Here is a 21,338-nt window from a genome sequence, read left to right as displayed (position 1 = left end):
GCTCACCACCAAGGACAGCCATGCGCACCCTCAGCTTCCGCAGCCGACTTCTCCGCGGTCTCACCGCAGGCACCGCCGTCGCCACGCTCGCCACCGGAACTGCCGCCTGCGGGGGCAGCAGCGAGGCCGCCACCACGACCGACGCCGCCGGCACGGTCACCGTGGGACAACTGTCCAACGGGGCCGCCAAGCAGACCGCACTCAAGGTTTCCGAGGTCAAGTCGATCAGCGCCGAACTGCCCGCGGCGATCCGAAAGAGCGGCAAGCTGAAGATTGGCGTCGGTGCCCTGCCGGACGGCTTCCCGCCGCTGGCGTACATCGGCTCGGACCAGAAGACCCTCACCGGCGCCGAGCCCGACTTCGGCCGCCTGGTCGCTGCCGTCCTCGGACTCAAGCCCGAGCCGCGGAACTTCACTTGGGAGAACATGTTCGTCGGTATCGACAGCGGCAAGGTCGACGTGGCCTTCTCCAACGTCACCGACACCGAGGAGCGCAAGAAGAAGTACGACTTCGCCTCCTACCGCAAGGACAACCTCGGCTTCGAGGTGCTCAAGAAGAGCACCTGGAACTTCGACGGCAACTACGAGAGCCTCGCCGGGAAGACCGTCGCCGTCGACAACGGCACCAACCAGGAGAAGATCCTCCTGGAGTGGCAGACGAAGCTGAAGAAGGAGGGCAAGACCCTCACCGTCAAGAACTACGCCAGCAAGAACACCGTCAACCTGGCGCTCACCGGCGGCAAGATCGACGCCTACTTCGCCGCCAACCCGGGCATCGCCTACCACATCACGCAGACCGCCAAGTCGCCCAACCCGACCCGCAGCGCGGGCACGTTCTCCGGCGCCGGTGCCACTCTGCAGGGCCTGATCGCGGCGACCACCAAGAAGGACAGCGGGCTCGCCAAGCCGGTCGCTGACGCGATCAACTACCTGATCCAGAACGGCCAGTACGCCAAGTGGCTCACCGCCTACAACCTCTCCAACGAGGCCGTCGCCACGTCCGAGGTCAACCCGGCCGGTCTGCCGCTCGACAACTCCTGACCGCTGTCCGTCCGCCGGACTCCGCCGTGTCACGGCGGAGTCCGGCCGCGCCCAGCCGCGTTCCCGATACGGAGACTCCCCACCGCGATGTCCACCAGCGTCCACCACGCCGTGTCCCCAAGCCCGACGCAAGCGCACATCCTCGACAATGCCGCCTGGGCCGCGCTGACAGGCCCCCACGCCCATCTCGCCGAGCGCGTCGGCCGGGCCGCCCGCTACCCGGCGGACGTCTCTCCGTTCACCGCCCTGGAAGACCCCGCCGATCCCCGCGCCTGGGACGACCTGGCCGCACTGGTGGGACCCGGTACCGTCACCCCGGTCACCGCGGTCCGGGCGGTGCCCGACGGTTGGGAGATCGTGGACAGCGGGGAGGGCGTCCAGATGGTCGACACCGCGCTGCACGCGGAACCCGCACCCGAAGCGGTACGGCTCGGACCCGCCGACGTACCCGAGATCCTCGGCCTGATCGCCCTCACCCAGCCGGGCCCCTTCCTGCCCCGCACCGTCGAGCTCGGCACCTACCTCGGCATCCGGGACCGCGGCCGGCTGATCGCCCTGGCCGGCGAACGCCTGCGCCCACCGGGCTGGACCGAGATCAGCGCCGTCTGCACCCACCCGGACCATCGCGGCCGCGGCCTGGCCACCCGGCTGGTCCGCGCGGTCGCGGCGAGCATCAGGCAACGCGGCGACACCCCCTTCCTCCACGCGGCCGCGAGCAACACCCACGCGATCCGGCTCTACGAGTCGATCGGGTTCACGCTGCGCCGCCGTACGCGGTTCACGCTGGTGCGCACGCCGGGCGGACGGTCGGCAACGCAAGGCCGGGACGAACAAGAAGCCGGACAGTCGGACGAGCGGAGGTGAGACACATGCGTCCGGTGTGCCGTCACCACGCCATGAAACTCGCCCCGCCCCGCCCCCTGCACCTGTACTCCCGGCCGCACATAGTCCTGCTGCGCGTGTCCGGCGCGCTCTGTTGCTCCTGACCCGTTGTCCGCGCAGCCGCACCCTACGTACGAGGGCCGGCTCTCCCGTACGGCTGATCAGGAAGGCGTCACCCCGTGTCCTCGTCACCCTCCTCTCTGCACCTCGCCGTCGCCCTCGACGGTGCAGGCTGGCACCCGGCCGCCTGGCGCGAGCCCGTCGCCCGCCCCCGCGAACTGCTCACTGCCGCCTACTGGACCGACCTCGTCACCGAGGCCGAGCGTGGTCTGCTCGACTTCGTGACCATCGAGGACGGGCTCGGCCTCCAGTCCTCGTCCGTCACCGAACCCGACGGCCGCACCGACCAGGTCCGCGGCCGCCTGGACGCCGTCCTCGTCGCCGCGCGGGTCGCCCCGCTGACCCGCCACATAGGTCTGGTGCCGACGGTTGTGGCCACCCACACGGAGCCCTTCCACATCTCCAAGGCGATTGCCACCCTCGATTATGTGAGCACCGGCCGCGCGGGCCTGCGTGTACAGATCACGGCACGCCAGAACGAGGCCGCGCACTTCGGACGCCGTACGCTCCCGCCGTTCCCAACAGAGGACTACGACACGCCTGCTGTGCGGGAAGCGGTGGCCGACGCCTTCGACGAGGCCGCCGACTACGTCGAGGTGGTGCGCCGGCTCTGGGACAGCTGGGAGGACGACGCGGAGATCCGGGACGTGGCCACCGGCCGCTTCATCGACCGGGACAAGCTGCACTACATCGACTTCGAGGGCCGGCACTTCAGCGTCAAGGGCCCCTCGATCACGCCCCGCCCGCCCCAGGGCCAACCGATCGTCAGCGCCCTGGCCCACGCGACCGTTCCCTACCGGCTGGTGGCCCGGGCTGCCGACATCGGTTACGTCACCCCGCACGACGCCGGGCAGGCCCGTGCCATCGTCGAGGAGATCCACGCCGAGCAGACGGCGGCCGGCCGCGCCGGCGATACGCTGCACATCTTCGGCGACCTGGTGGTCTTCCTCGACGACGATCCGGCCGAGGCCGCGGCCCGCCGGGAGCGCCTGGACGCCCTCGCGGGACACCGGTACACCAGCGACGCCCGGATCTTCACCGGCACGCCCGCCCAACTCGCCGATCTGCTGCAGGAACTGCAGTCGTCGGGGCTGTCCGGATTCCGGCTGCGCCCCGCCGTCGCCGGTCATGACCTTCCGGCGATCACGCAGGGCCTGGTCCCTGAACTTCAGCGCCGGGACGCCTTCCGCCGCGCGTACGAGGCCGACACCCTGCGCGGACTGCTCGGGCTCTCCCGCCCCGCCAACCGCTACGCCGCCACCGCCTGAGCCGGAAGGACCCCGACCATGAGCAAGCCGCTCAAGCAGATCCACCTCGCGGCCCATTTCCCCGGCGTCAACAACACCACCGTGTGGAGCGACCCGGAGGCCGGCAGCCACATCGAGTTCAGCTCCTTCGCGCACTTCGCCCGGACCGCCGAACGCGCCAAGTTCGACTTTGTGTTCCTCGCCGAGGGGCTGCGGCTGCGCGAACAGGGCGGCCGGATATACGACTTGGACGTCGTGGGCCGCCCCGACACCTTCACCGTCCTCGCCGCGCTGGCCGCCGTCACCGAACGGCTCGGCCTGACCGGCACCATCAACTCCACCTTCAACGAGCCCTATGAGGTGGCCCGCCAGTTCGCCAGCCTCGATCACCTCTCAGGCGGACGCGCCGCCTGGAACGTCGTCACCTCCTGGGACGCCTTCACCGGCGAGAACTTCCGCCGCGGCGGCTTCCTCCCGCAGGAGGAGCGCTACTCCCGCGCGAAGGAGTTCCTCTCCACCGCGAACGAACTCTTCGACTCCTGGGAGGGGGACGAGATCATCGCCGACCGGGAGACCGGCACCTTCCTGCGGGACGCGCAGGCCGGAGCCTTCGTGCACCAGGGCCGACACTTCAACATCCAGGGGCAGTTCAACGTCCCGCGCAGCCCGCAAGGCCGACCGGTGATCTTCCAGGCCGGAGACTCTGATGAGGGGCGCGAGTTCGCCGCGTCGAGCGCCGACGCGATCTTCAGCCGGTACGCCACCCTGACGGAGGGCCAGGCGTTCTACGCCGACGTCAAGGGGCGCCTCGCTCGATACGGCCGTGGTCGTGACCAGTTGCTGATCCTGCCTGCCGCGAGCTTCGTCCTCGGCGCCACCGACGCCGAGGCGGAGGAACTGGCCCGCGAGGTGCGCCGCCGGCAGGTGAGCGGAGCCACGGCCATCAAACACCTGGAGTTCGTCTGGAACCGGGACCTGTCGGCGTACGACCCGGACGGTCCGCTCCCCGACATCGACCCGGATCTCGGCGAACACACCATCGCCCAGGGCCGCGCCCAGGTACGGATGTACCGCGACCCGCTGGCCACGGCCCGCGCGTGGCGCGAGCTCGCCGCCGCCAACAAGTGGTCGATCCGCGACCTGGTCATCGAGACCGGCAACCGGCAGAACTTCGTCGGCTCCCCGGCCACCGTCGCCGAGACCATCAACGATTTCGTCCAGGCCGACGCCGGCGACGGCTTCATCCTCGTCCCGCACATCACCCCGGGCGGCCTCGACTCCTTCGCCGACCAGGTCGTCCCGCTGCTGCAGGAACGCGGCGTGTACCGCACGGAATACGCGGGCACCACTCTGCGCGACCACCTCGGTCTGGCGCACCCCCACTCCCGGCTCCGCTCGAGCGGGGGAACCCCCGTCGACGAGCTGCGCGACGAGCGCGCGGCGTCATGAAGTTTCTCGCCATCACCCTGATCGTGCACGCCCCGCACCCGGTGACGGGCGTACGAAAACCCACCCAGGACCGCTTCCGCGAGGTGCTCGAGAACGCGCTCCTCGCCGAGGAACTGGGCTTCGACGGCTTCGGCGTGGGGGAGCGGCACGAGCGGCCCTTCATCTCCTCCTCGCCACCCGTCGTCCTCAGTCACATCGCCGCCCTCACTTCCCGGATCCGGCTCTTCACGGCGGTCACCACGCTCAGCCTCCTCGACCCGGTGCGGGCGTACGAGGACTACGCGACCCTGGACCATCTCTCCGGCGGACGGCTCGAGCTGATCATCGGCAAGGGCAACGGGGCCGCCCAGCGCGACCTGTTCCAGGTCACCCCCGAGGACCAGTGGGACCGAAACGCCGAGAGCTACGAGGTGTTCCGCAAGATCTGGCGCCAGGACAAGGTGACCGCCCAGACCCGCTTCCGGCCGGAACTCAAGGACGCGGAGGTGTGGCCCCGGCCCTTCCAACAGCCGATCCGGGTCTGGCACGGCAGCGCGACCAGCAAGGAGTCGGTCGACCTGGCCGCCCGCTACGGCGACCCGCTCTTCTCCGCCAACGTCACCAACCCCTTAGAGCCATACGCCGAGTTGATTCGCTACTACCGCGAGCGCTGGAAGCATTACGGACACGAGCCGGCCGACATCACTGTAGGCGCGGGTACGGCGGGCCTCTACGCGGCCCGCACCTCCCAGGAGGCGATCACCGCCTACCGGCCCGTGTTCGAGGGGAATCTTGCGTTCCAGAAACGGCTTGGCCTGGAGCCGGTCTTCTCGACACTGAAGGACTTCGTGGAGCGCAGCTCGGCGCTGATCGGCAGCCCCCAGCAGATCGTCGAGAAGGTGCACCGCTACCACGAACGTTTCGGGCACACCGTGCTGCATCTGCAGGCGGACGCAGGCGGATTGCCGAGCCGTCAGCATCGAGAGTCCCTCGCACTCTTCCAGTCGGACATCGCGCCGGTGCTGCGCCGCGAGATCCCCGATCCGCCGTTCTCATGGGGCCCGGTCCTCGCGGAGCCCGTGCCCGCGTCCGTGCCCACCGACCACTGAGGAGCCTTCCGAACATGTCCGACATCCCCCTCGGCGTCCTGGACCTGGTCCCGATCTCGTCCGGTTCCACCGCCACCGAGGCGCTGCGCAACTCCATCGACCTGGCCCGGCAGGCCGAGAGCTTCGGGTACGCCCGTTACTGGTTCGCCGAACACCACCTCAACCCGGGCGTGGCCGGCACCTCGCCCGCGGTCGTCCTCGCCCTGACCGCCTCCGCGACCTCGACCATCCGGCTCGGCTCCGGTGCCGTACAGCTGGGCCACCGCACCGCCCTGTCCACGGTCGAGGAGTTCGGCCTGATCGACGCACTGCACCCCGGACGCCTCGACCTGGGGCTCGGCCGCTCCGGCGGACGCCCGCCCGGCGGGCCCGCCACTGCGCTGCCGACCGCGACCCCGGTGGAGGACGGCCACGCCCCCAACGGCCTGCGCATCCCGCCCCGGTTCTCCTTCGAGCACCTGCTCGGCTCGCCGCGCATCGCCCTCCAGCGCGAGCTGCTCCTGCTGCCGAACGCCGAGTCGCAGGACTACGGCGGGCAGATCGACGACATCCTGGCGTTGCTGGCGGGCACGTACCGCTCCGCGGACGGCGTCGAGGCCCATGTCGTGCCGGGAGAGGGCGCCGACGTCGAGATCTGGATCCTGGGCAGCAGCGGCGGCCAGAGCGCCGAGGTCGCGGGGCGCAACGGCCTGCGGTTCGCGGCGAACTACCACGTCAGTCCGGCCACGGTGCTGGAGGCGGCGGAAGGCTACCGCGCCGCGTTCCAGCCTTCCGACGTCCTGGACAAGCCGTACGTCAGCGTGTCCGCGGACGTCGTGGTCGCCGAGGACGACGAGACCGCCCGCGAACTCGCCACCGGCTACGGCCTGTGGGTCCGCAGCATCCGTACGGCCGAGGGCGCGATCCAGTTCCCCACGCCGGACGAGGCGCGCGCCCACGCATGGTCCGACGAGGACCGGGCGCTGGTCCAGGACCGCCTCGACACCCAGTTCGTCGGCTCCCCGGGCCGGGTCGCCGACCAGCTGGAACAGCTCCAGGAGGCCACCGGCGCCGACGAGCTGCTGATCACCACGATCACCCACGGCCACGCGGACCGGGTGCGGTCCTACGCGTTGCTGGCCGAGGAGTGGCGCAAGAGGTGAGGCGCGGCACGTTCGGCGCCAAGACTGACGGGTGAGCAACGGATGGCGGCGCAACAGAGCGCGGCTGCGACCCGTACGAGACCGACGCAGCGGCGGCAGGTCAGCGCGGTGATTGCTCAAGAGGGAGTGACCACGACGAGTTGACTCAGGCCTCACACTGTCGCCGGATCTGGGAGGCCCCCAAGGGTCAAGCACGCCATCCGAAGGGCCAGATCCCCGAGCACTCGGGCCACAAGTGGGACAACTACCGGCAGGGTTACACCGTCGACAAGCCAGCTGGACGAGTGTGACGTCGAGGCATCCCGGCGGCCGCAGCCGGCTGAGAACGTCCCCCTGTCCACGGGTGATGACCTCGGGCAGGGGCGAGCTGGTCCGCCAAGGCGCGTCCTGCGGCCTGAGCAGGGTGGTGCTGCGGCCGGCGTACCGCGGTTGGCCGCCTGGTTCCCAGGACGACGCGCCTGAGCGTTGCCGTTGATGAGGACGGTCTGATCGGGCGACCATCCGCGATGGAGCCGGCCGGTCCGGCAGAGACGCGCACCAGTGAAAGTGATCCGCCAGGCCTGGCCTGTCGCTTTCCCGCGTAGCGGCGGGCCAGGCCTGTTTCGTCGGCGGGCAGGCGGGGGCGTACAGACTTCCGGCGCTGCGGAAGACGCAAACGCCTCCCGCGCGTCGGTCTTGGCCTCTCCGGGGTAGAGATCGACGATCCGCCGCATGGTCCGGCCGGGCAGGTGGGCGATCAGACAGCCCATGTCGCAGGCAACCGCAATGGGTAGGGCGCCGATGGAGGCCGGCTGGTCGATCACGACGAGCACGGTGCCGTGCATGGCCTACAACTTGCCGAAGACTCGCGCGGTTCGGGATCCCCGGTTGGGTCCGTGCGAGGACACGGCGACCCTCGCTCCGACGAGGTGAATGGTCGGCCATGGTGGCCGACCACGCTGTTAGGACCGCAGCCATGGCGGGCCCACACATTACCCAGGCGGTCACCCTGCCCCTAGCCTCCGGCACGCCATCACTCCACCACTCGATTTGGAGACAGTGGATGCTCCCATTCCGCACTGCAACGGTCATGGCCTCGCCCCGCAGACGGGCCAGGCGGCCCGCCCTTCTCAGTGCGCTGTTGCTCGCGGCCGCCAGTTCGCTCGTCGCGTCGGCCACGGCGGCGCCCGCCCATGGGGCTGACGGGACACCAGCCGGCCACTGCGCCGCACGCGAGGTGCCGCACGTACCGGGCGCGGCGTATCAGCAGGCCGACTGCCTCGACGAGTTGACCACTGCCGGAACCGTGGCCTCCGGCCATACCGACCCGGCCGACTGGGCCGGACTCACGCCCAAGGACCTGCCCACGCCCAGCGGTGTTTCCGGTATTCAGATCGACGGCTACTTCCCGGACACGTCCGCGACCAACACCCACCACGGCTGGAGTCACGACGCGCAGTTCGTCATCCGGCTGCCTGACCACTGGAACGGTGGACTTGTGGTCTCCGGAACGCCGGGTAACCGTGCGCAGTACGCCAATGACCGCGCGATCGCCGACTGGGTGCTCTCACGCGGCTACGCCTTCGCCGCAACCGACAAGGGCAACACCGGACTTGCCTTCTACCGCGACGGCCGCAGCCCCGGCAACGCCATCGCGGAGTGGAACATGCGCTTCACCCAGCTCACCCGCGCCGCTCGCGCCGTCGTGCGGCAGCGCTACCACCGGCTGCCCGCCCGCACCATCGCCACCGGCCTGTCCAACGGAGGCTACCTGGTGCGCTGGCAACTGGAGAACAACCCCGAGCTCTACGACGGCGGAGTGGACTGGGAGGGCACACTGTGGCGTTCTGATGGCCCCAATCCGCTGACCTTCCTGCCGCCCGCGCTGCGCCAGTATCCCGTGTACGCCGCAGGCGGGCCCGGCGCCGAAGATGCCCTGAGGGCGATGCACAAGGCCGGCTATCCGGCGGGCTCGGAGTTTTTGTGGCCGTACCACTACCAGGTCTACTGGGACCTGACCCAACGCATCTACCGTGAGGAACTGGACCCCGGCTTCGACGGGACGACCGAGGCGGGCACGCCGTTCTGCGCCTCGGGCACCCCCAACTGCGACAGTGACTACGACTATGCCACCCGGCCGCCCGCGGTACACCGCGCCGTCGACCGCATCGGGCTGACCGGACGCATTGCCAAGCCGCTCATCACCCTTCAGGGCACGCTTGACGTGCTGCTTCCCATCAGCCAGGACTCCGACGTCTACGCTCGCATGGTGCGCGAAGCCGGGCGGGGCGCGCTGCTGCGCTACTACCGCGTCCAGAACGGCACGCACACCGACTCGCTTGTCGACGCCTTCCCGGACAAGCTCCGCCCGATGGTTGCCTGCCATCGCTCCGCCTTCGTGGCGCTCGAACGGTGGCTGGCCGGAGCCGGCCTGCCTCCCGCGGACCACACCATTGCGCGCCCTGCCGGAGCGGATCCGGCCACGCTGCTCACCAGTTGTCCGCTGAGTTGGTAATCCAGACTCGTAGATCAACCAAGGCCTTGCGGACGCCGCTCGCGGCCACATCTCTCCGTGCCGCCTCGCCCGGATGCTGCTCAGCAGGCCCGACAACCTCAAGACCGAGCATCACGACTTCCTGGCCCTGCTCACGGTGGCCTGCCCCGAGATGCCCCAACTAGCTAGGTGCAGCAGGGGCAGCGGCGGGACCAGTATTGGCCTCTGCCACGTGGTTGCCGGGCGCGAGCGTCCGGCAACCACGACGTGGCCACCGTGGAACGGGGGGCGGTTCAGGACACCACGGGAGCGGCGTCCGTGACCTCGCTCAGCCGGACTGTGCACAGCCCGCGGGGCTCGCTCTTTACCTCCGTCACCTTGAGCTGGGTACCCGGCGTAAGGATGTACTCCTCCTCGCCGGTGAAGGCGGAGAAGCTCTTGATCCCGACCGCCCGGGCCGGCGTCACCTCGAAAAGGGTCCGCTTGCCGCGACTGCCCAAGAACGCCCTGGCCACCTTCAGCTCGGAGGTACATGAGGAGACGCCCCACCAGGTCACCGTCCGGCCCACCGGGTACTGCGCCCGAAGGTCCAGCGACACCCCCCGCCACAACGGCTGTGTGTAGGCCGGCAGCTCCGAGACCGCCGAGAACAGCAGCCGCAGGTACGGCAGATAGGGCGTGACCCTGGTGCGGTCGGGGGAGCGCAGAACGCTGTTGATCTCGCGGTAGAAGGCCGACTCGCAGGTGTAGAGGTGGAGCGCGGCGATCGCGTCGGCGGACAGGCCGCCGCCAGCCGGCTGGTCCGCACGCTGCTTGCCGAAGTCGCGGGAGCGCTGGACGTGCCCGGCGAGCCCGGACAGCGCTGTGGAGACCGGGGCGACGGCGTCCTGGAAGTCCATCAGCGGGGTGTCGAAGACACCGGTGATCGTGGGCAGGACCAGGCCCTCGTCCTTGACGCTGGTGAGGCGCTCCAGGTACAGCTGGTGCAGGTTCATGGTCGACTCGATGAAAGCGCCCATGCGTGCCGCGACACCCCCGTCCGCACCGCCCACGCCAGCTGTCGGCCCGTCCCACCCCTTGCTCGGCAGCCAGTCGATGCCGTCGACGCCCAGCGAGGTCAGAGCCCCGTTGACCTGGGCGAAGTGGTCGCCCTCGCAGAAGATGTCGCCCTGCGCCGCCGGGTTCGCGTGGTCGAGGTGCCGGACCTCGACGTCCGGGTACTTCTGCTGGAGCCGCAGGACGACCCGCTTCAGGCTGCGGGCGTGCGCCCCCCACCACGCGAACACGACACCGCGGTCCTCCTCGTTCGCGTCCTGCTTGGCCTTGAGGATCTCCTCGACGATCCGCTCGGCGACCGGCCGCCAGAACGCCGTGTGCTGGTCGGCACCCATCGCCCCGTCGCCGCTCGCGGTCAGCGACGCGTTCAGCAGGAGCACGCCCTGCGTCAGCATCGCCTGGAACCACTCCGGCGGCTGGACCGTGTCCCGCTCCTTCAGCAGCGCCCGCACGTCGGCGATCGGGGTCTTCTTGGCGATGCCGTACTTCCACATCGCCGCCGCCTTGATGAGGCACCGGATGCTGACGACCCGGCCGAACTGGCTGTCCTTCCAGTCGCTGAAGGTGTTGTCGAACATGGCTATGCCGGTGGCGCTCTCCGGCCGCGGGTACGGGTTCTGACCGAAGACCACGACCTTCCACTTGTGCGGCGGGTTCGGCTTGAGCGCCTGGAACGTCAGCTCGCGGACCGGGACCACCTCGTGGCTGCGGCCCTTCCCGATGAACCGTGCGGCGTCCGACTGCGCCTCGATGACCGGCTTCAGCAGCGGGAGCCAGGCTTCCCCGCCGCCGTCGAAGAGCTCGGTCAGGGCGAGTGGGTCGTTCGCGTCGGGCTGGGGCTGCGGCGGCTGGCCCGGAGCCGGGACGCCGGTCGTCGATCCGGTCATCGCGCAGGTGCTTTCGTTCGTCGTGGCAGAAGGAGAGGAGGGGTCGGCGCCGGGAGCGGGAGCGGCGGTTTCGGGCGCCGACGCGGGGGCGACGGGCGTGACGGCCGCCGGCGGCACGATGCGCACCCGCTGGTCGACGGGCGCGTTCTCGATCCCGTGAAGCTGGGAGATGATCGTGGACCGCAGCTCGTCGTCGTCCTCGAACCAGTGGTCGTGGAAGAGCGTGTAGCCGGTCCACATCAGATTGGCGCACACCCGGGCCGGCACCTGGCCGGTCTGCGCCCCCATCCCGACCAGCGCCACGGACCGGATACTGCCCGGCTTCTTCCGGTTCTGCCGGTGGACGGCCTGGAAAGCGGCCGCGCACGCCAGCGCCACGTTCAGCGTGGCACTCACGTCCTGCGAGGACCGCACCATCGTCGGCGTCGATATCAGGTACCGGGGGACGGTCGCGCCGGACGGGACGCAGACCGCGCTGCCCACTGGCATGGGTCCGGCGAACCGGTCGCGGATCGCCCGCTGGACGCGCACCTGAATGCCGGACCCCAGGTACCGCTTGATGACGGCGTCGACCCCGCCGTCCATCCGGCCCCGGGAGTTCGTGGGGGTGACCCAGGCGTCGACGTCCTCGTCGAGGATCGAGCCCTTGCGGATCTCGATGCCGGGGGTGTCGCCGAACGCGGCGCGCCACGCCTCCACCACACGCTCGTTGACGTCCGTCAGCACCACCCTCAGCGCGGGCAGCACACTGCTCTCGGTCATCGTCCACTCCTGTCGTGCAACAGCGGTTCCAAGACCTCGAACGTATCTCCCACCACTGACAACGCAGCTCCGACAAGGGGCCGGTGACCTGCCGTCATGCTCCGGTGAGCCCGCACCGACCGGTGGCCGCACACGCCCGTGTCCTACTCGCCGTGCACCCGCTGATCGGGGTACATGAGTCGGGCGGGGCCTGGCCCTCGGACCGTCCCGGCGGCACGCCCGGGCACCTCACGACTGAAACCCGGCGAGTGTGCCCGCGCCCAGTCAGCCTGGCCGGCAGATCGGCGGCCCCTTCGCCCGTGGGAGCGAGAAGAAGACCTCCCCATCGACGCCGCCCTGCCAATTCTCCTAGGTTGCTGGGGTGTCATCGGGTCAGCATGCCAGCCCAGCCACATGGTTGACCCGTCCTCCATTGCCAGCACACTGAAGTTCCTGGACCCGCTCGGGTCCCAGCAGCACACAATGATCAGGTGTGCGCCAGGACCTGGCCTGCTCGAACTGAGCATGGGTGAACAGGACTTCTCCGCAGACCCCGAACGTGACCGGCTGGGGGAGGTGGACCGGCAGCCCAACGATGGTGCCGATGACATGGCTGACATTCTCACCATGGCTGCCGCTCCCCCAGACATGAACTCCGCCGGAGTAAAGACGTTGTCGAGCGACAGCAACCAGTCCAGGCAGTGACGACCGCCGCTGACCCTTCGACCCGCTGACCTGCGCGCACTCGTCGGCGGGAACCAGGACCAGGGTCCGACCAGTTGTGGAGAGCGACGGTGATGGGGCCGTCGCCCTTCATTGCGGGCTCGGCGAAGTCACCGGTCCCACGATGCGGCATCCCACCCGCTCCCTCTGCGCACCCCCTTGCTCGCGGCGCCACTTCGTCGCCCAGACCTACGCCGCCCCGGGCGGGCTCTGCAGCGGCAGGCGGCCACCCGGGCTGGATCTTCTCCACGATGTCGCGCCGGTCACCGCTGAACCACCCCAGTTCGGCCTCGCCTACGAAAAGACCTGGCAACGCCCACGCGGTGTGTCGTCAGTTGGTGACCGCATGGATGTGATTGTGCCGGGGCGCCGCTGCCGTACGGCCGGCCGGTGTCGACGGTGTGGCTGCTGTTCGACAACGACCAGGGCCGTTTCCCGCTCTGCCCCGGCGATTCGGTGTGGATCGGGTACACCTACACCGTCAGCGACACCAAGTGGGGCCGCTGGTTTCAGCGGACCGTCCGGTTGCCCACCGAGCAGCTGGAGGTCGACTTGGCGTTTCCCACCGCGCTCAAACCGGTGGTGTGGGGAACCGAGACCTCGACGACCGCCGAGGCGTCCCCGCTACCCAGTGCCCCCGGCGGGCGGGAGGAGAACGGCATGCGCGTCATCACCTGGTCGACCGACCACCCGGCCCTGCACGCTCGCTATCGTCTGGAATGGCGGTTCCGGGCCCGGCTCGAACAGGCATGAACCAACAGGAGTTCAAGTGACCGAGGGGTCCGGCCCAGCGAGCAGATGCGCAACCTCGGCGTCGTCCAGCGCGGCGCCCCCGTCCTGGCCGAGGTGGCACGCCGGTTCGACCTGCCCGCCGAACGGGGGGCCGCGGAACAGACCGTGGAGGCACTGTTCGCCGCCAAGGACGCATCGGCCGCGTGCACCCCTGAGGTGCCGCCCCTGCGCCATCGCCATGGGATCTCGAGTGCCTTGCGCGGTACTTCCTGCGCAAGTACCGGCCGAGCGGTGAGAGCATTTTCTCCCCGGAAGCGCTGACCCTGCTACAGCGATGCCCCTGGCCGGAAAACGTCCGGCAGCTCGAGTCGGTGATCCGCGGAGCGGCGCGGCGGCCTTCCGGCCGGAGAGCCCAGGCGGAGGACCTCCCGCCGGAATGCCGGGTGTCCTCGCACAAGGCCCTGACCACCATCGAGGCGCCGGAACGTGGCGCCATTTTGCCTGGGCTGATCGACCGCAACTCCAACGTCCAGCGCACGGCGCACGACTTGGAATCTCCCGCGCCACGACGTACCGCAAGATGCGCCGCTGCGGAATCGTCCCGTCGAGCCTGGTCTGACGGGCCGGTCCGGGCACGGGCAGACATGACGTGTGGCACTGCTCGGTGCCGCCGCGACGGGGCGCACCGCATGGAAATGGACGAGAGCCCCGGCCCCTGAGGAGCTGAACTCGTCACGTCCCTCTCCCTGGAGTCACCCGGCGGGTCGACGTGATCACCAAGGTGCTCGGGGTCCTCGTCACCGGCTCGACCTCGGCATGACGCTCCCCGAGGCATCACGGCACCGCGCGCCTCGCAGCGCAACAACGTCGCGGCCACGCTGGCACGGCCAGGGCGCATCTGGCTTGCGGGAACGTGCCCTTCGCAGGCGGTAATTGAAGGATCACCATGTGGGGTGCCCCCGGGGCGGACGTTGCGTGCCGCTCGGGGCACCCGCGATTCGGGCGCGGGCCGTCGTCAACCGGTGACAGAGCGTCAGTGCGCCGTCATCTCTCTGGACACGGGTGTCTCTGAATGGAACGCTCACTACAGACGGCGGGCCGCACTCGCTCTGCTGGGCCCTCTGCTGCCCTCCGGCCTGCCTCGCTGCTCCTTGCAACACATCGGCCCGGTACGGCCGATTTCCTCGTACGAGCCAGCGATTGCACACAAGCAAGAAGTCCTCGCAAAAGACAGCGACCTCGCACGCCCAGATTCCTTGCCCAGAGGAGTTCACCGGATGAGGTTCAGCACCCCATCGGCGGCACTCGCCGCCGTCATCGCCATGGCGGCGCCCCTGGCCGTTCCCGCCTCCAGCGCCGCCGCGTCCGAGGCCACCGGACCGGCGGAGTTCACCGTGAACACGACATCAGACGAGGTGGACGCGGACGCGTCGGACGGCCGGTGCCGCACCGCCTCGGGCGCGTGCAGTCTGCGCGCCGCCGTGATGGCCGCCAACGCCCAGCCCGGCAGTAAAATCACTCTGCCTCCCGGCCGTTACCGGCTGACCATCCCGCCCAACCCCCGGCTGATCAACGGCGACCATCCCGACCCGACCACGGGCGACCTGAACGTTGCCGCCCCCATCACGATCAAGGGCGCCGGGGCACGGACCACCGTCATCGACGCCAACCATGTGGACCGCGCCTTTCGCATGCAGGCAGACTCCCAGCTGTCCGATCTGACGATCACCGGGGGAGTGGCCAAGGAGCGCGAACTGCCCATCACCGACACCGGTGGTGGCGCCATCGCCAACGGACACCACATGACGCTGCGACGGGTCGCCGTGACCGGGAACTCGGCCGGTTACGGCGGCGGCATCTTCAACATCCCCGACTCCCACCTGGATCTGATCGACAGCACCGTCAGCCGGAACGTCGCGGGGGAGGCCGGCGGCATCAGGTTCGACGAGACCGGCACGGTGACCAACTCGACCATCGCGGACAACCGGGTGACGAACCCCGGCGACCGCCCCGGCAGCCTCGCCGGGTACGGCGGAGGCATCGACATCCGCGGCCGGGGGCCCGTGGAGATTCTCAACTCGACCATCATCGGCAACAGTTCCAGCGACGGCGGAGGCGGGATCAACATCGCTCCTGCCTACCTCGACAGTCTGCCCGCGCCCATCCCCGACATCATCGATCTACCCCTGGGGAGAATGACCCTGCGCAACTCCATCGTCGCGGGCAACACCGTTGCCGGCGCGCCCGCCAACTGCAAGAAGGCCTTCGCCGCTATCGAGTCGCAAGGCCACAACCTCGACGGCGACGGCAGCTGCCGGCTCACCGGCGCGGGCGATCTGCCCAGCCGCGCCCCGCTGACCGGACCGCTCGCCGACAACGGCGGCCCCACCGACACCGCCGCGTTGCTGCCCGGCAGCCCCGCCCTGGACGCGGCAGACGGCTGCCCGGCCACCGATCAGCGCGGTGTGGGCCGTCCCCAGGGCAACGCCTGCGACATCGGCGCATACGAGCACACGCCATGACGGTCCCTGCCCGCACCCGCATCGCCATCAGGAGCCATCTGTGACGCGATCTCAGGTCCTGCGCCGCATCCTGTCCCACCACTTGCGCCGCACCCGGTCTGACCGGCCGGGCACCCTCCTGTCCCCCCGCCTGGGCCACACTCTCGTTCGGGCCATGACCGCCGTCGCGGCCCTGTCGTTATCACTCATCCCGCTCCCGTCGTCGCCTTCGGCCGGGGACGGGAGCGACCCCCTGATCGTGCGCACCTCCCACGGTTGGCTGCGCGGCGCCATGGGCCGTGACGGCGGACGGGTCTTCCAGGGCATCCCCTTCGCCGCACCGCCGACGGGCGAGCGGCGCTGGCGTCCGCCGCGGCCCGCCGCACGGTGGTCCGGCGTACGGGATGCCACCGCACCGGCTCACCCCTGCGCCCAGGCACCACTGACGCTGCTACCCGACGGCGGCCCCATCCTGCCCGGTGAGTCCAACCGCACCGGCAGCACCACGGAGGACTGCCTGTACCTCAATGTGTGGACCCCCGCCCGCACGAGCGGCCGACACCTCCCGGTCCTGGTGTGGCTGCACGGCGGCGGCAACGTCTACGGCGCGGGCAGCGACTACAACGGCACCGCGCTAGCCGCCCGCGGCATGGTCGTCGTGACGGTCAACTACCGTCTCGGCGCCCTGGGGTTCCTCGCCCACCCCGCCCTGTCGGACGAGAGCGCGGACCACGCCTCCGGGGACTACGGCCTGATGGACCAGCAGGCCGCCCTGCGCTGGGTGCGGCGCAACATCGGCGCGTTCGGCGGCGACCGGAACCGGGTGACGCTCGGCGGCCAGTCCGCCGGGTCCGCGGACACCTGTCTCCATATCGCCTCGCCGACCGCCAAGGGCCTGTTCCACCGGGCCATCCAGCAGAGCGGAAGCTGCGCCTCGAAGGGTGGGCTCACCACACTCACGCTCGACGCGGCCGAACGGAAGGGCAGTGACTTCGCGTCCTCGGTCGGCTGCGCCGATCCGTCGACCGCGGCGGCCTGTCTGCGCGCCGTACCCACCGCCGAGCTCATCCGCGCCACCGGCACCGGCTCCCCATCCCTGTGGGGAGCGAACACCGGTCCGCGCGTCCTTCCGCGCCCCGCGCACACGGCGTGGGCCGAGGGCCGGGTGAACGCGGTCCCGACGCTGAGCGGCAGCACCCACGACGAATACCGCTACTTCACCGCGCTGTACGTGGATCTGCTCGGCGACGGCCCGCTGACCCCCGCCTCGTACGCCGCCCTGATCAGGCTCCAGTACGGCGACCGTGCGGCCGCGGTTCTCGGTACGTATCCCGCATCCGCATATCCGTCCCCCGACCTGGCCTATTCCGCCGTCGGCACCGACCAGCGGTTCGCCTGCCCGGCACGAGCCGACAGCCGCCTGTACAGCGGCCGGGTGCCCGTGTACGCCTACGAGTTCAACGACCCCGAGGCGCCGCCCTTCATCCCAGCGCCGCACACCCCGCAGGGCGCGTTCCACGCCTCCGAACTGGCCTACCTCTTCCCGATGGATGCCGTACGGCCCCTGACGCCTGCCCAGCGGCGGCTGTCCGCCACGATGACCGCCTACTGGGCGCGGTTCGCGGCCACCGGCAATCCCAACGGGCCCGGCGCACCGGCGTGGCCGCGCCATACGGCCGCCGGGGACCGTATCCAGGTGCTGGCACCGGACCGAATCGCCCCCACGACCGGTTTCGCCGCCGACCACCACTGCGCGTTCTGGCAGCCTTCCCCCACCCCAGGAGGAGCCATGCAATGACCTCGCCGTTCGGTTTGCTGCGGGACGGGCGCCGGGGCCGGCGGCAGGGGCCTGACGCACTGGCGATGCGGCAGCGAGAGCGCCTGGCCTCGATGGTCGCCTTCGGCCACACCCACTCCCCGTACCAGCGACAGCTGTGCCGGACCGTGCCGGATCGCGTGCAGGACCCGGCGCTGCTGCTGGTGACGCACAAACAGACGCTCATGGCCCACTTCGACGACTGGGTCACCGATCGGGAGGCGACCATCGACCGTGTACGAGCCTTCGTCGCCGATCCCGCATGGGTCGGCGAGCGCTTCCCGGGCAGATACCTGGTCTTGATCACCTCCGGAACCACCGGGCACCGCGGTGTGTTACTGCTCGAGGACCGAGCCGCGGCGGTGGTCAGGCCCCTGCCGCTGCGCGCCGCCTACCGCACCCTCACCGCCTCCTCGACGGCACGGATGCTCGCCCGCCGGACGCGGTCGGCGCACGTCGTCGCCACGAGTGGCCATCTCGCCGCTTGCGCCGTTATGGCCCGCTCCCGCGGGCCGGCTGCACGCACGGCGCAGCCGGGTCCTGTCGGTGCACAGCCCGCTGCCCGCACTGGTGGACCAGCTCAACCGGGACCAGCCGGTGTTCCTGGGCGGCTGCGCCAATGTGATCGCGTTGCTCGCGGGCGGGCAACTGGCCGGTCGTCTGCACATCGCCCCGGCCGTGGTGTCGCTGATGGCCGAGGGCATCAGCGACCGCGAGCACCTGCGTGTCCGCTCCGCCTTCCTGGCGCAGTGGGTCAACACCTATGGCTGCAACGAGAGCCTCGCTCTGGGATACGGCTGCCCCTTCGGATGGCCGCACATCCACAACAACTGGTTGGTCCTGGACCCGGTCGATGCCGACCACCGCCCCACTCAGCCAGGTCAGGAGCCCTTCGCGGGAGGACCCGTGCCCGTGCGGAGACCCGCCGCCCGCGATCAAGGTCCGAGGCCGGGCCGCCAATCTGTTGTCCTTCCCGCGCCGTGGCGGCGGGCTGGTCCGTAACGTGCCCATGGTGTTCGAGACGCTCCTGGAAAGCATCCCGGACATCGACCTGTTCCAGATCGTGCAGACGTCGGCAACCACCGTGCGGGTGCGGGTGCGGGTGCGGGTGCGGGTGCGGGTGCGGTTGCGGGCCGCCGCCGGAGCCGATCAGGACCGGCTGTGGGAGGCGGTGCGCAGGCGGCTGGCCGGCCTGCTCACCGCCCACCAGGTGGACGCGGTGGGCATCGAGTGCGCCCGTGAACCGCCCGCGCAGACCCCTGGCGGCAAATACCGGGTCGTCATTCCCCGTTCGTGACGCCAGGCGAGGGCTGGGCCTGGCTCTCGGTGCCGGGCATCGGAACACCGTGGTGGGCCGCCAGCGCCAGCAACGCGACGCGCAATGGTCCGGTCTCCAGGACGGCGTCCGGGTCGAACCAGCGGGCAACGGCGGCTCCGCTCGCCATCCGGAGGGTGAAGCGGGCCAGTTCGCCCGAAACCTCCGGGCGGTCACGCAGCCCGAAGACGGCGCTCACCGATTCCTGGGCCCAGGTCACCAGCGCGTCGCGATAGTCGTGGACCTGGGCCACGGCCGCCGCGCTGGCGTCCTGTTGCACGATGCTCAGCCCCATCAGCAGCTTCACGCCGTGCGGATGACGCTGGTGCGCGTCCTCGACCTCTTGGAGGAAGGTGTCCAGGCGCCGCGCGACGTCGGCGCCCGGCACCTCGACCGGAGGCAGGGCCGCCAGCAGAGCGGTCCTGGCGCGCTCCAGCACCGCGACGTAGATCCCTTCTTTGCTGCCGAAATGCCAGTAGATGGAGCTGGTCGGCAGACCACATGCGGTGGAGATCATCGAGATGGAGGTGGCCGCGTAGCCGTGCTGCGACATCAGCTCGCTGGCGGTGTCGAGAATCGCGTCGCGGGACCGCCCACCGCGGTCCTCGGCCAGTGCCTGCGTCATACGGCCGACTCTAGAGGAAGGTCGACCACCCATGCCGGTGGCCACGTGGAACGGCTTCGGCTAGGACCCTGGTCACCGTTCGGCTGCTTGACGGGCTGGCTTGCGAGGCGGCCGGGAGCGGCCAGCATCACCCGCGTGTCCTGCGCCCGTCAGCCTGGTGATGGACTCGCATCTGGGCGAGGCCCTGAACAGCCGTGGCCCGATCACCCAGGCGGCTGTTCTCGGATGGGAGGTACATGCCGCCGCCCCGCCGCCCCGCCGCACGGCGGTGAGCTCTCTCCCTGGCTACCCCGGAGGTCGCGGCTCTCGTACAGGAGGGCACCGGCGTGGCCGCCGCGAGTCTGGCGGCCGCCGCCTGGTGTCCGGGCGTCGCAAAGGTGCTGCTGTCCACTGGCAAGGGCCGGAAGAAGATGGGGTCGACGCCGACCGCGTCTCGGTCATGAGTTCCTCGGTCCCGCTTCCGCCTTGAGCCCGGCTGTCTGGGCACAGCGGCGTTGCTGCGCCCCTGGCCGCCGCGGGCGGCAGCGGCGGGGTGCGGCAAAGTCTGTTGCGGTGGCAATCAGGCGTGGGCCGGGGCCTGATGCAGCGGAGGTCATTTCAGGGCTATGGGCCGACCGGCTATTTCAGCGTCGGCATGATCGCGGTTCTTAAATCCGTATGTGTGAGCGGGGGAGGTCTGGGCACGCGGCTTCCGGCGTTGATAATCAGGGTGCCCCTGCTGCTTGTTATTCTGCTGGTTCTGACGCTCTTCGGTGCAGGTTTTGCGTTGAAGATCTTCTGATGGGTCGCGATCGTCGTACGGGTGCTGTGGCTGATCGGCTTCGTGGGCCCCGCCCACGCCCGGTAGCGGCCTATGGCGCCGCTGAGCGGATCCGGGTCTGGCTGAATTCAGCGCGTGTACCGGATGAATGGAGCGGCCAGTGCGGGGCAATCGGAGTGGGTGCAGAGCAAAAACCCGCCCTGCATGAGGCACGCAGCGAAATGCTCGCTGTCTTTTGTTTACCGGAGGAGTTGTTTTCGCGTGACTGAGGGTGTGTGGAGTTACAGGTCGACTTCGGGCCACCTGGCCGGTGCCGATCTGACCGGCTACAAGGTCGAGGCGACCGACGGCAGCATCGGCAAGGTCGACAAGCACTCCGACGAGGTCGGTGACGCCTACCTGGTCGTGGACACCGGGATCTGGATCTTCGGCAAGGAGGTTCTCCTCCCTGCGAGCACCGTGGTCCGGATCGACCCGGAAGACAAGAAGATCCTGGTCGACCGCACCAGGGAACAGATCAAGAACGCTCCCGAGTTCCACCGCGACAAGCACCTCGGCGACGCCGGCTACCGCGAGGAACTGGGCACCTACTACGGTCCGGACGCCCCGTTCGGCGGCCGCTCCGTCTGACCTCCGTGGGTGCGTGGGCCCGGACTTGACGAGTTCGGGCCCACTTCCATGCTCCGTAGGTTTTCCTTCGTCTGGCTGTCCCGGCGCTGACCGCCGTTTCCGCGACCGGCC

18 protein-coding genes and 2 pseudogenes are annotated in these 21,338 nt (G+C 69.9%); 17 read left to right on the top strand and 3 right to left on the bottom strand.

Annotated features, from left to right (window positions below):
* Window positions 1–20: 20 nt before the first annotated feature.
* The 6 genes from ACWGKT_RS42150 to ACWGKT_RS42125 all read left to right on the top strand — a co-directional run bounded on the left by ACWGKT_RS42150 (window position 21) and on the right by ACWGKT_RS42125 (window position 6,968).
* Window positions 21–1,040, top strand: a complete 1,020-nt coding sequence (locus tag ACWGKT_RS42150) for a transporter substrate-binding domain-containing protein (protein WP_453277853.1) — start codon at window positions 21–23, stop codon at window positions 1,038–1,040.
* 87 nt (window positions 1,041–1,127) lie between these two features.
* The gene (locus tag ACWGKT_RS42145) at window positions 1,128–1,904 is read left to right on the top strand and encodes a GNAT family N-acetyltransferase (RefSeq protein ID WP_453277852.1); all 777 of its coding nucleotides are present in this window, start codon (window positions 1,128–1,130) and stop codon (window positions 1,902–1,904) included.
* 197 nt (window positions 1,905–2,101) lie between these two features.
* Complete coding sequence (locus ACWGKT_RS42140; RefSeq protein WP_453277851.1) at window positions 2,102–3,310, top strand: LLM class flavin-dependent oxidoreductase; 1,209 nt, start codon at window positions 2,102–2,104, stop codon at window positions 3,308–3,310.
* Window positions 3,311–3,328: 18 nt separating this feature from the next.
* Complete coding sequence (locus ACWGKT_RS42135) at window positions 3,329–4,738, top strand: NtaA/DmoA family FMN-dependent monooxygenase (protein ID WP_453277850.1); 1,410 nt, start codon at window positions 3,329–3,331, stop codon at window positions 4,736–4,738.
* Window positions 4,735–5,826 (top strand): LLM class flavin-dependent oxidoreductase, encoded by a 1,092-nt coding sequence (locus ACWGKT_RS42130; RefSeq protein WP_453277849.1) that lies wholly within the window; start codon window positions 4,735–4,737, stop codon window positions 5,824–5,826. Before ACWGKT_RS42135 ends, ACWGKT_RS42130 begins: the two co-directional genes overlap by 4 nt.
* 14 nt (window positions 5,827–5,840) lie before the next feature.
* On the top strand, window positions 5,841–6,968 hold the full coding sequence (locus ACWGKT_RS42125; RefSeq protein WP_453277848.1) for an LLM class flavin-dependent oxidoreductase: 1,128 nt from the start codon (window positions 5,841–5,843) through the stop codon (window positions 6,966–6,968).
* A 656-nt stretch (window positions 6,969–7,624) separates the two neighbouring features.
* Here the strand turns inward: ACWGKT_RS42125 and ACWGKT_RS42120 are convergent.
* Window positions 7,625–7,789 (bottom strand): annotated as a pseudogene (locus tag ACWGKT_RS42120) (IS110 family transposase); the annotation flags it as partial.
* 221 nt (window positions 7,790–8,010) lie between these two features.
* Here ACWGKT_RS42120 and ACWGKT_RS42115 point away from each other — a divergent pair.
* Both ACWGKT_RS42115 and ACWGKT_RS42110 read left to right on the top strand, forming a co-directional pair.
* Window positions 8,011–9,462, top strand: coding sequence for a 3-hydroxybutyrate oligomer hydrolase family protein (locus tag ACWGKT_RS42115; RefSeq protein WP_453277847.1), 1,452 nt, complete (start codon window positions 8,011–8,013; stop codon window positions 9,460–9,462).
* Window positions 9,463–9,475: 13 nt separating this feature from the next.
* Window positions 9,476–9,640, top strand: a pseudogene (locus ACWGKT_RS42110) (ISL3 family transposase); the annotation flags it as partial.
* 94 nt (window positions 9,641–9,734) lie between these two features.
* Here the strand turns inward: ACWGKT_RS42110 and ACWGKT_RS42105 are convergent.
* The gene (locus ACWGKT_RS42105) at window positions 9,735–12,146 is read right to left on the bottom strand and encodes an ADP-ribosyltransferase domain-containing protein (protein ID WP_453277846.1); all 2,412 of its coding nucleotides are present in this window, start codon (window positions 12,144–12,146) and stop codon (window positions 9,735–9,737) included.
* A 504-nt stretch (window positions 12,147–12,650) separates the two neighbouring features.
* Between ACWGKT_RS42105 and ACWGKT_RS42100 the strand changes: the two genes are divergently transcribed.
* The 7 genes from ACWGKT_RS42100 (at window position 12,651) to ACWGKT_RS42070 (ending at window position 19,194) form a co-directional block, all read left to right on the top strand.
* Window positions 12,651–12,830, top strand: a complete 180-nt coding sequence (locus ACWGKT_RS42100) for a hypothetical protein (RefSeq protein WP_453277845.1) — start codon at window positions 12,651–12,653, stop codon at window positions 12,828–12,830.
* Between the two features lie 408 nt (window positions 12,831–13,238).
* Complete coding sequence (locus ACWGKT_RS42095; protein ID WP_453277844.1) at window positions 13,239–13,601, top strand: hypothetical protein; 363 nt, start codon at window positions 13,239–13,241, stop codon at window positions 13,599–13,601.
* Between the two features lie 248 nt (window positions 13,602–13,849).
* Window positions 13,850–14,299 (top strand): hypothetical protein, encoded by a 450-nt coding sequence (locus ACWGKT_RS42090; RefSeq protein ID WP_453277863.1) that lies wholly within the window; start codon window positions 13,850–13,852, stop codon window positions 14,297–14,299.
* A 558-nt stretch (window positions 14,300–14,857) separates the two neighbouring features.
* Entirely contained in the window at window positions 14,858–16,102 is a 1,245-nt protein-coding gene (locus ACWGKT_RS42085; protein WP_453277843.1) for a choice-of-anchor Q domain-containing protein, read from the top strand.
* 40 nt (window positions 16,103–16,142) lie between these two features.
* Window positions 16,143–17,879: a carboxylesterase/lipase family protein gene (locus tag ACWGKT_RS42080; RefSeq protein ID WP_453277842.1), complete on the top strand. Its 1,737-nt coding sequence runs from the start codon at window positions 16,143–16,145 to the stop codon at window positions 17,877–17,879.
* A gap of 564 nt (window positions 17,880–18,443) precedes the next feature.
* The gene (locus ACWGKT_RS42075; RefSeq protein ID WP_453277841.1) at window positions 18,444–18,899 is read left to right on the top strand and encodes a hypothetical protein; all 456 of its coding nucleotides are present in this window, start codon (window positions 18,444–18,446) and stop codon (window positions 18,897–18,899) included.
* Between the two features lie 7 nt (window positions 18,900–18,906).
* A complete protein-coding gene (locus ACWGKT_RS42070; RefSeq protein ID WP_453277840.1) occupies window positions 18,907–19,194 on the top strand; it encodes a hypothetical protein in 288 nt (95 codons plus the stop codon).
* Here the strand turns inward: ACWGKT_RS42070 and ACWGKT_RS42065 are convergent.
* Window positions 19,178–19,837, bottom strand: coding sequence for a TetR/AcrR family transcriptional regulator (locus tag ACWGKT_RS42065; RefSeq protein WP_453277839.1), 660 nt, complete (start codon window positions 19,835–19,837; stop codon window positions 19,178–19,180). The genes ACWGKT_RS42070 and ACWGKT_RS42065 overlap by 17 nt on opposite strands.
* Before the next feature lie 565 nt (window positions 19,838–20,402).
* Here ACWGKT_RS42065 and ACWGKT_RS42060 point away from each other — a divergent pair.
* Together ACWGKT_RS42060 and ACWGKT_RS42055 are read left to right on the top strand one after the other, a co-directional pair.
* Complete coding sequence (locus ACWGKT_RS42060; protein ID WP_453277838.1) at window positions 20,403–20,618, top strand: hypothetical protein; 216 nt, start codon at window positions 20,403–20,405, stop codon at window positions 20,616–20,618.
* Between the two features lie 240 nt (window positions 20,619–20,858).
* The gene (locus ACWGKT_RS42055; protein ID WP_356158627.1) at window positions 20,859–21,227 is read left to right on the top strand and encodes a PRC-barrel domain-containing protein; all 369 of its coding nucleotides are present in this window, start codon (window positions 20,859–20,861) and stop codon (window positions 21,225–21,227) included.
* The last annotated feature ends 111 nt before the right edge of the window (window positions 21,228–21,338 follow it).

The sequence above is a fragment of the Streptomyces sp. NPDC054794 genome, assembly GCF_053611585.1.
The sequence above is the reverse complement of the archived record's forward strand: the minus strand, read 5'-3'. Positions and strand labels throughout refer to the sequence as shown.

Bases quoted from the DNA above. Each gene is read 5' to 3' on its own strand.
- ACWGKT_RS42150 (WP_453277853.1), top strand. From the start codon at position 21: ATGCGCACCCTCAGCTTCCGCAGCCGACTTCTCCGCGGTCTCACCGCA.
- ACWGKT_RS42145 (WP_453277852.1), top strand. From the start codon at position 1,128: ATGTCCACCAGCGTCCACCACGCCGTGTCCCCAAGCCCGACGCAAGCG.
- ACWGKT_RS42085 (WP_453277843.1), top strand. From the start codon at position 14,858: ATGAGGTTCAGCACCCCATCGGCGGCACTCGCCGCCGTCATCGCCATG.
- ACWGKT_RS42125 (WP_453277848.1), top strand. From the start codon at position 5,841: ATGTCCGACATCCCCCTCGGCGTCCTGGACCTGGTCCCGATCTCGTCC.
- ACWGKT_RS42065 (WP_453277839.1), bottom strand. From the start codon at position 19,837: ATGACGCAGGCACTGGCCGAGGACCGCGGTGGGCGGTCCCGCGACGCG.
- ACWGKT_RS42070 (WP_453277840.1), top strand. From the start codon at position 18,907: ATGGTGTTCGAGACGCTCCTGGAAAGCATCCCGGACATCGACCTGTTC.
- ACWGKT_RS42115 (WP_453277847.1), top strand. From the start codon at position 8,011: ATGCTCCCATTCCGCACTGCAACGGTCATGGCCTCGCCCCGCAGACGG.
- ACWGKT_RS42105 (WP_453277846.1), bottom strand. From the start codon at position 12,146: ATGACCGAGAGCAGTGTGCTGCCCGCGCTGAGGGTGGTGCTGACGGAC.
- ACWGKT_RS42100 (WP_453277845.1), top strand. From the start codon at position 12,651: ATGGGTGAACAGGACTTCTCCGCAGACCCCGAACGTGACCGGCTGGGG.
- ACWGKT_RS42130 (WP_453277849.1), top strand. From the start codon at position 4,735: ATGAAGTTTCTCGCCATCACCCTGATCGTGCACGCCCCGCACCCGGTG.
- ACWGKT_RS42135 (WP_453277850.1), top strand. From the start codon at position 3,329: ATGAGCAAGCCGCTCAAGCAGATCCACCTCGCGGCCCATTTCCCCGGC.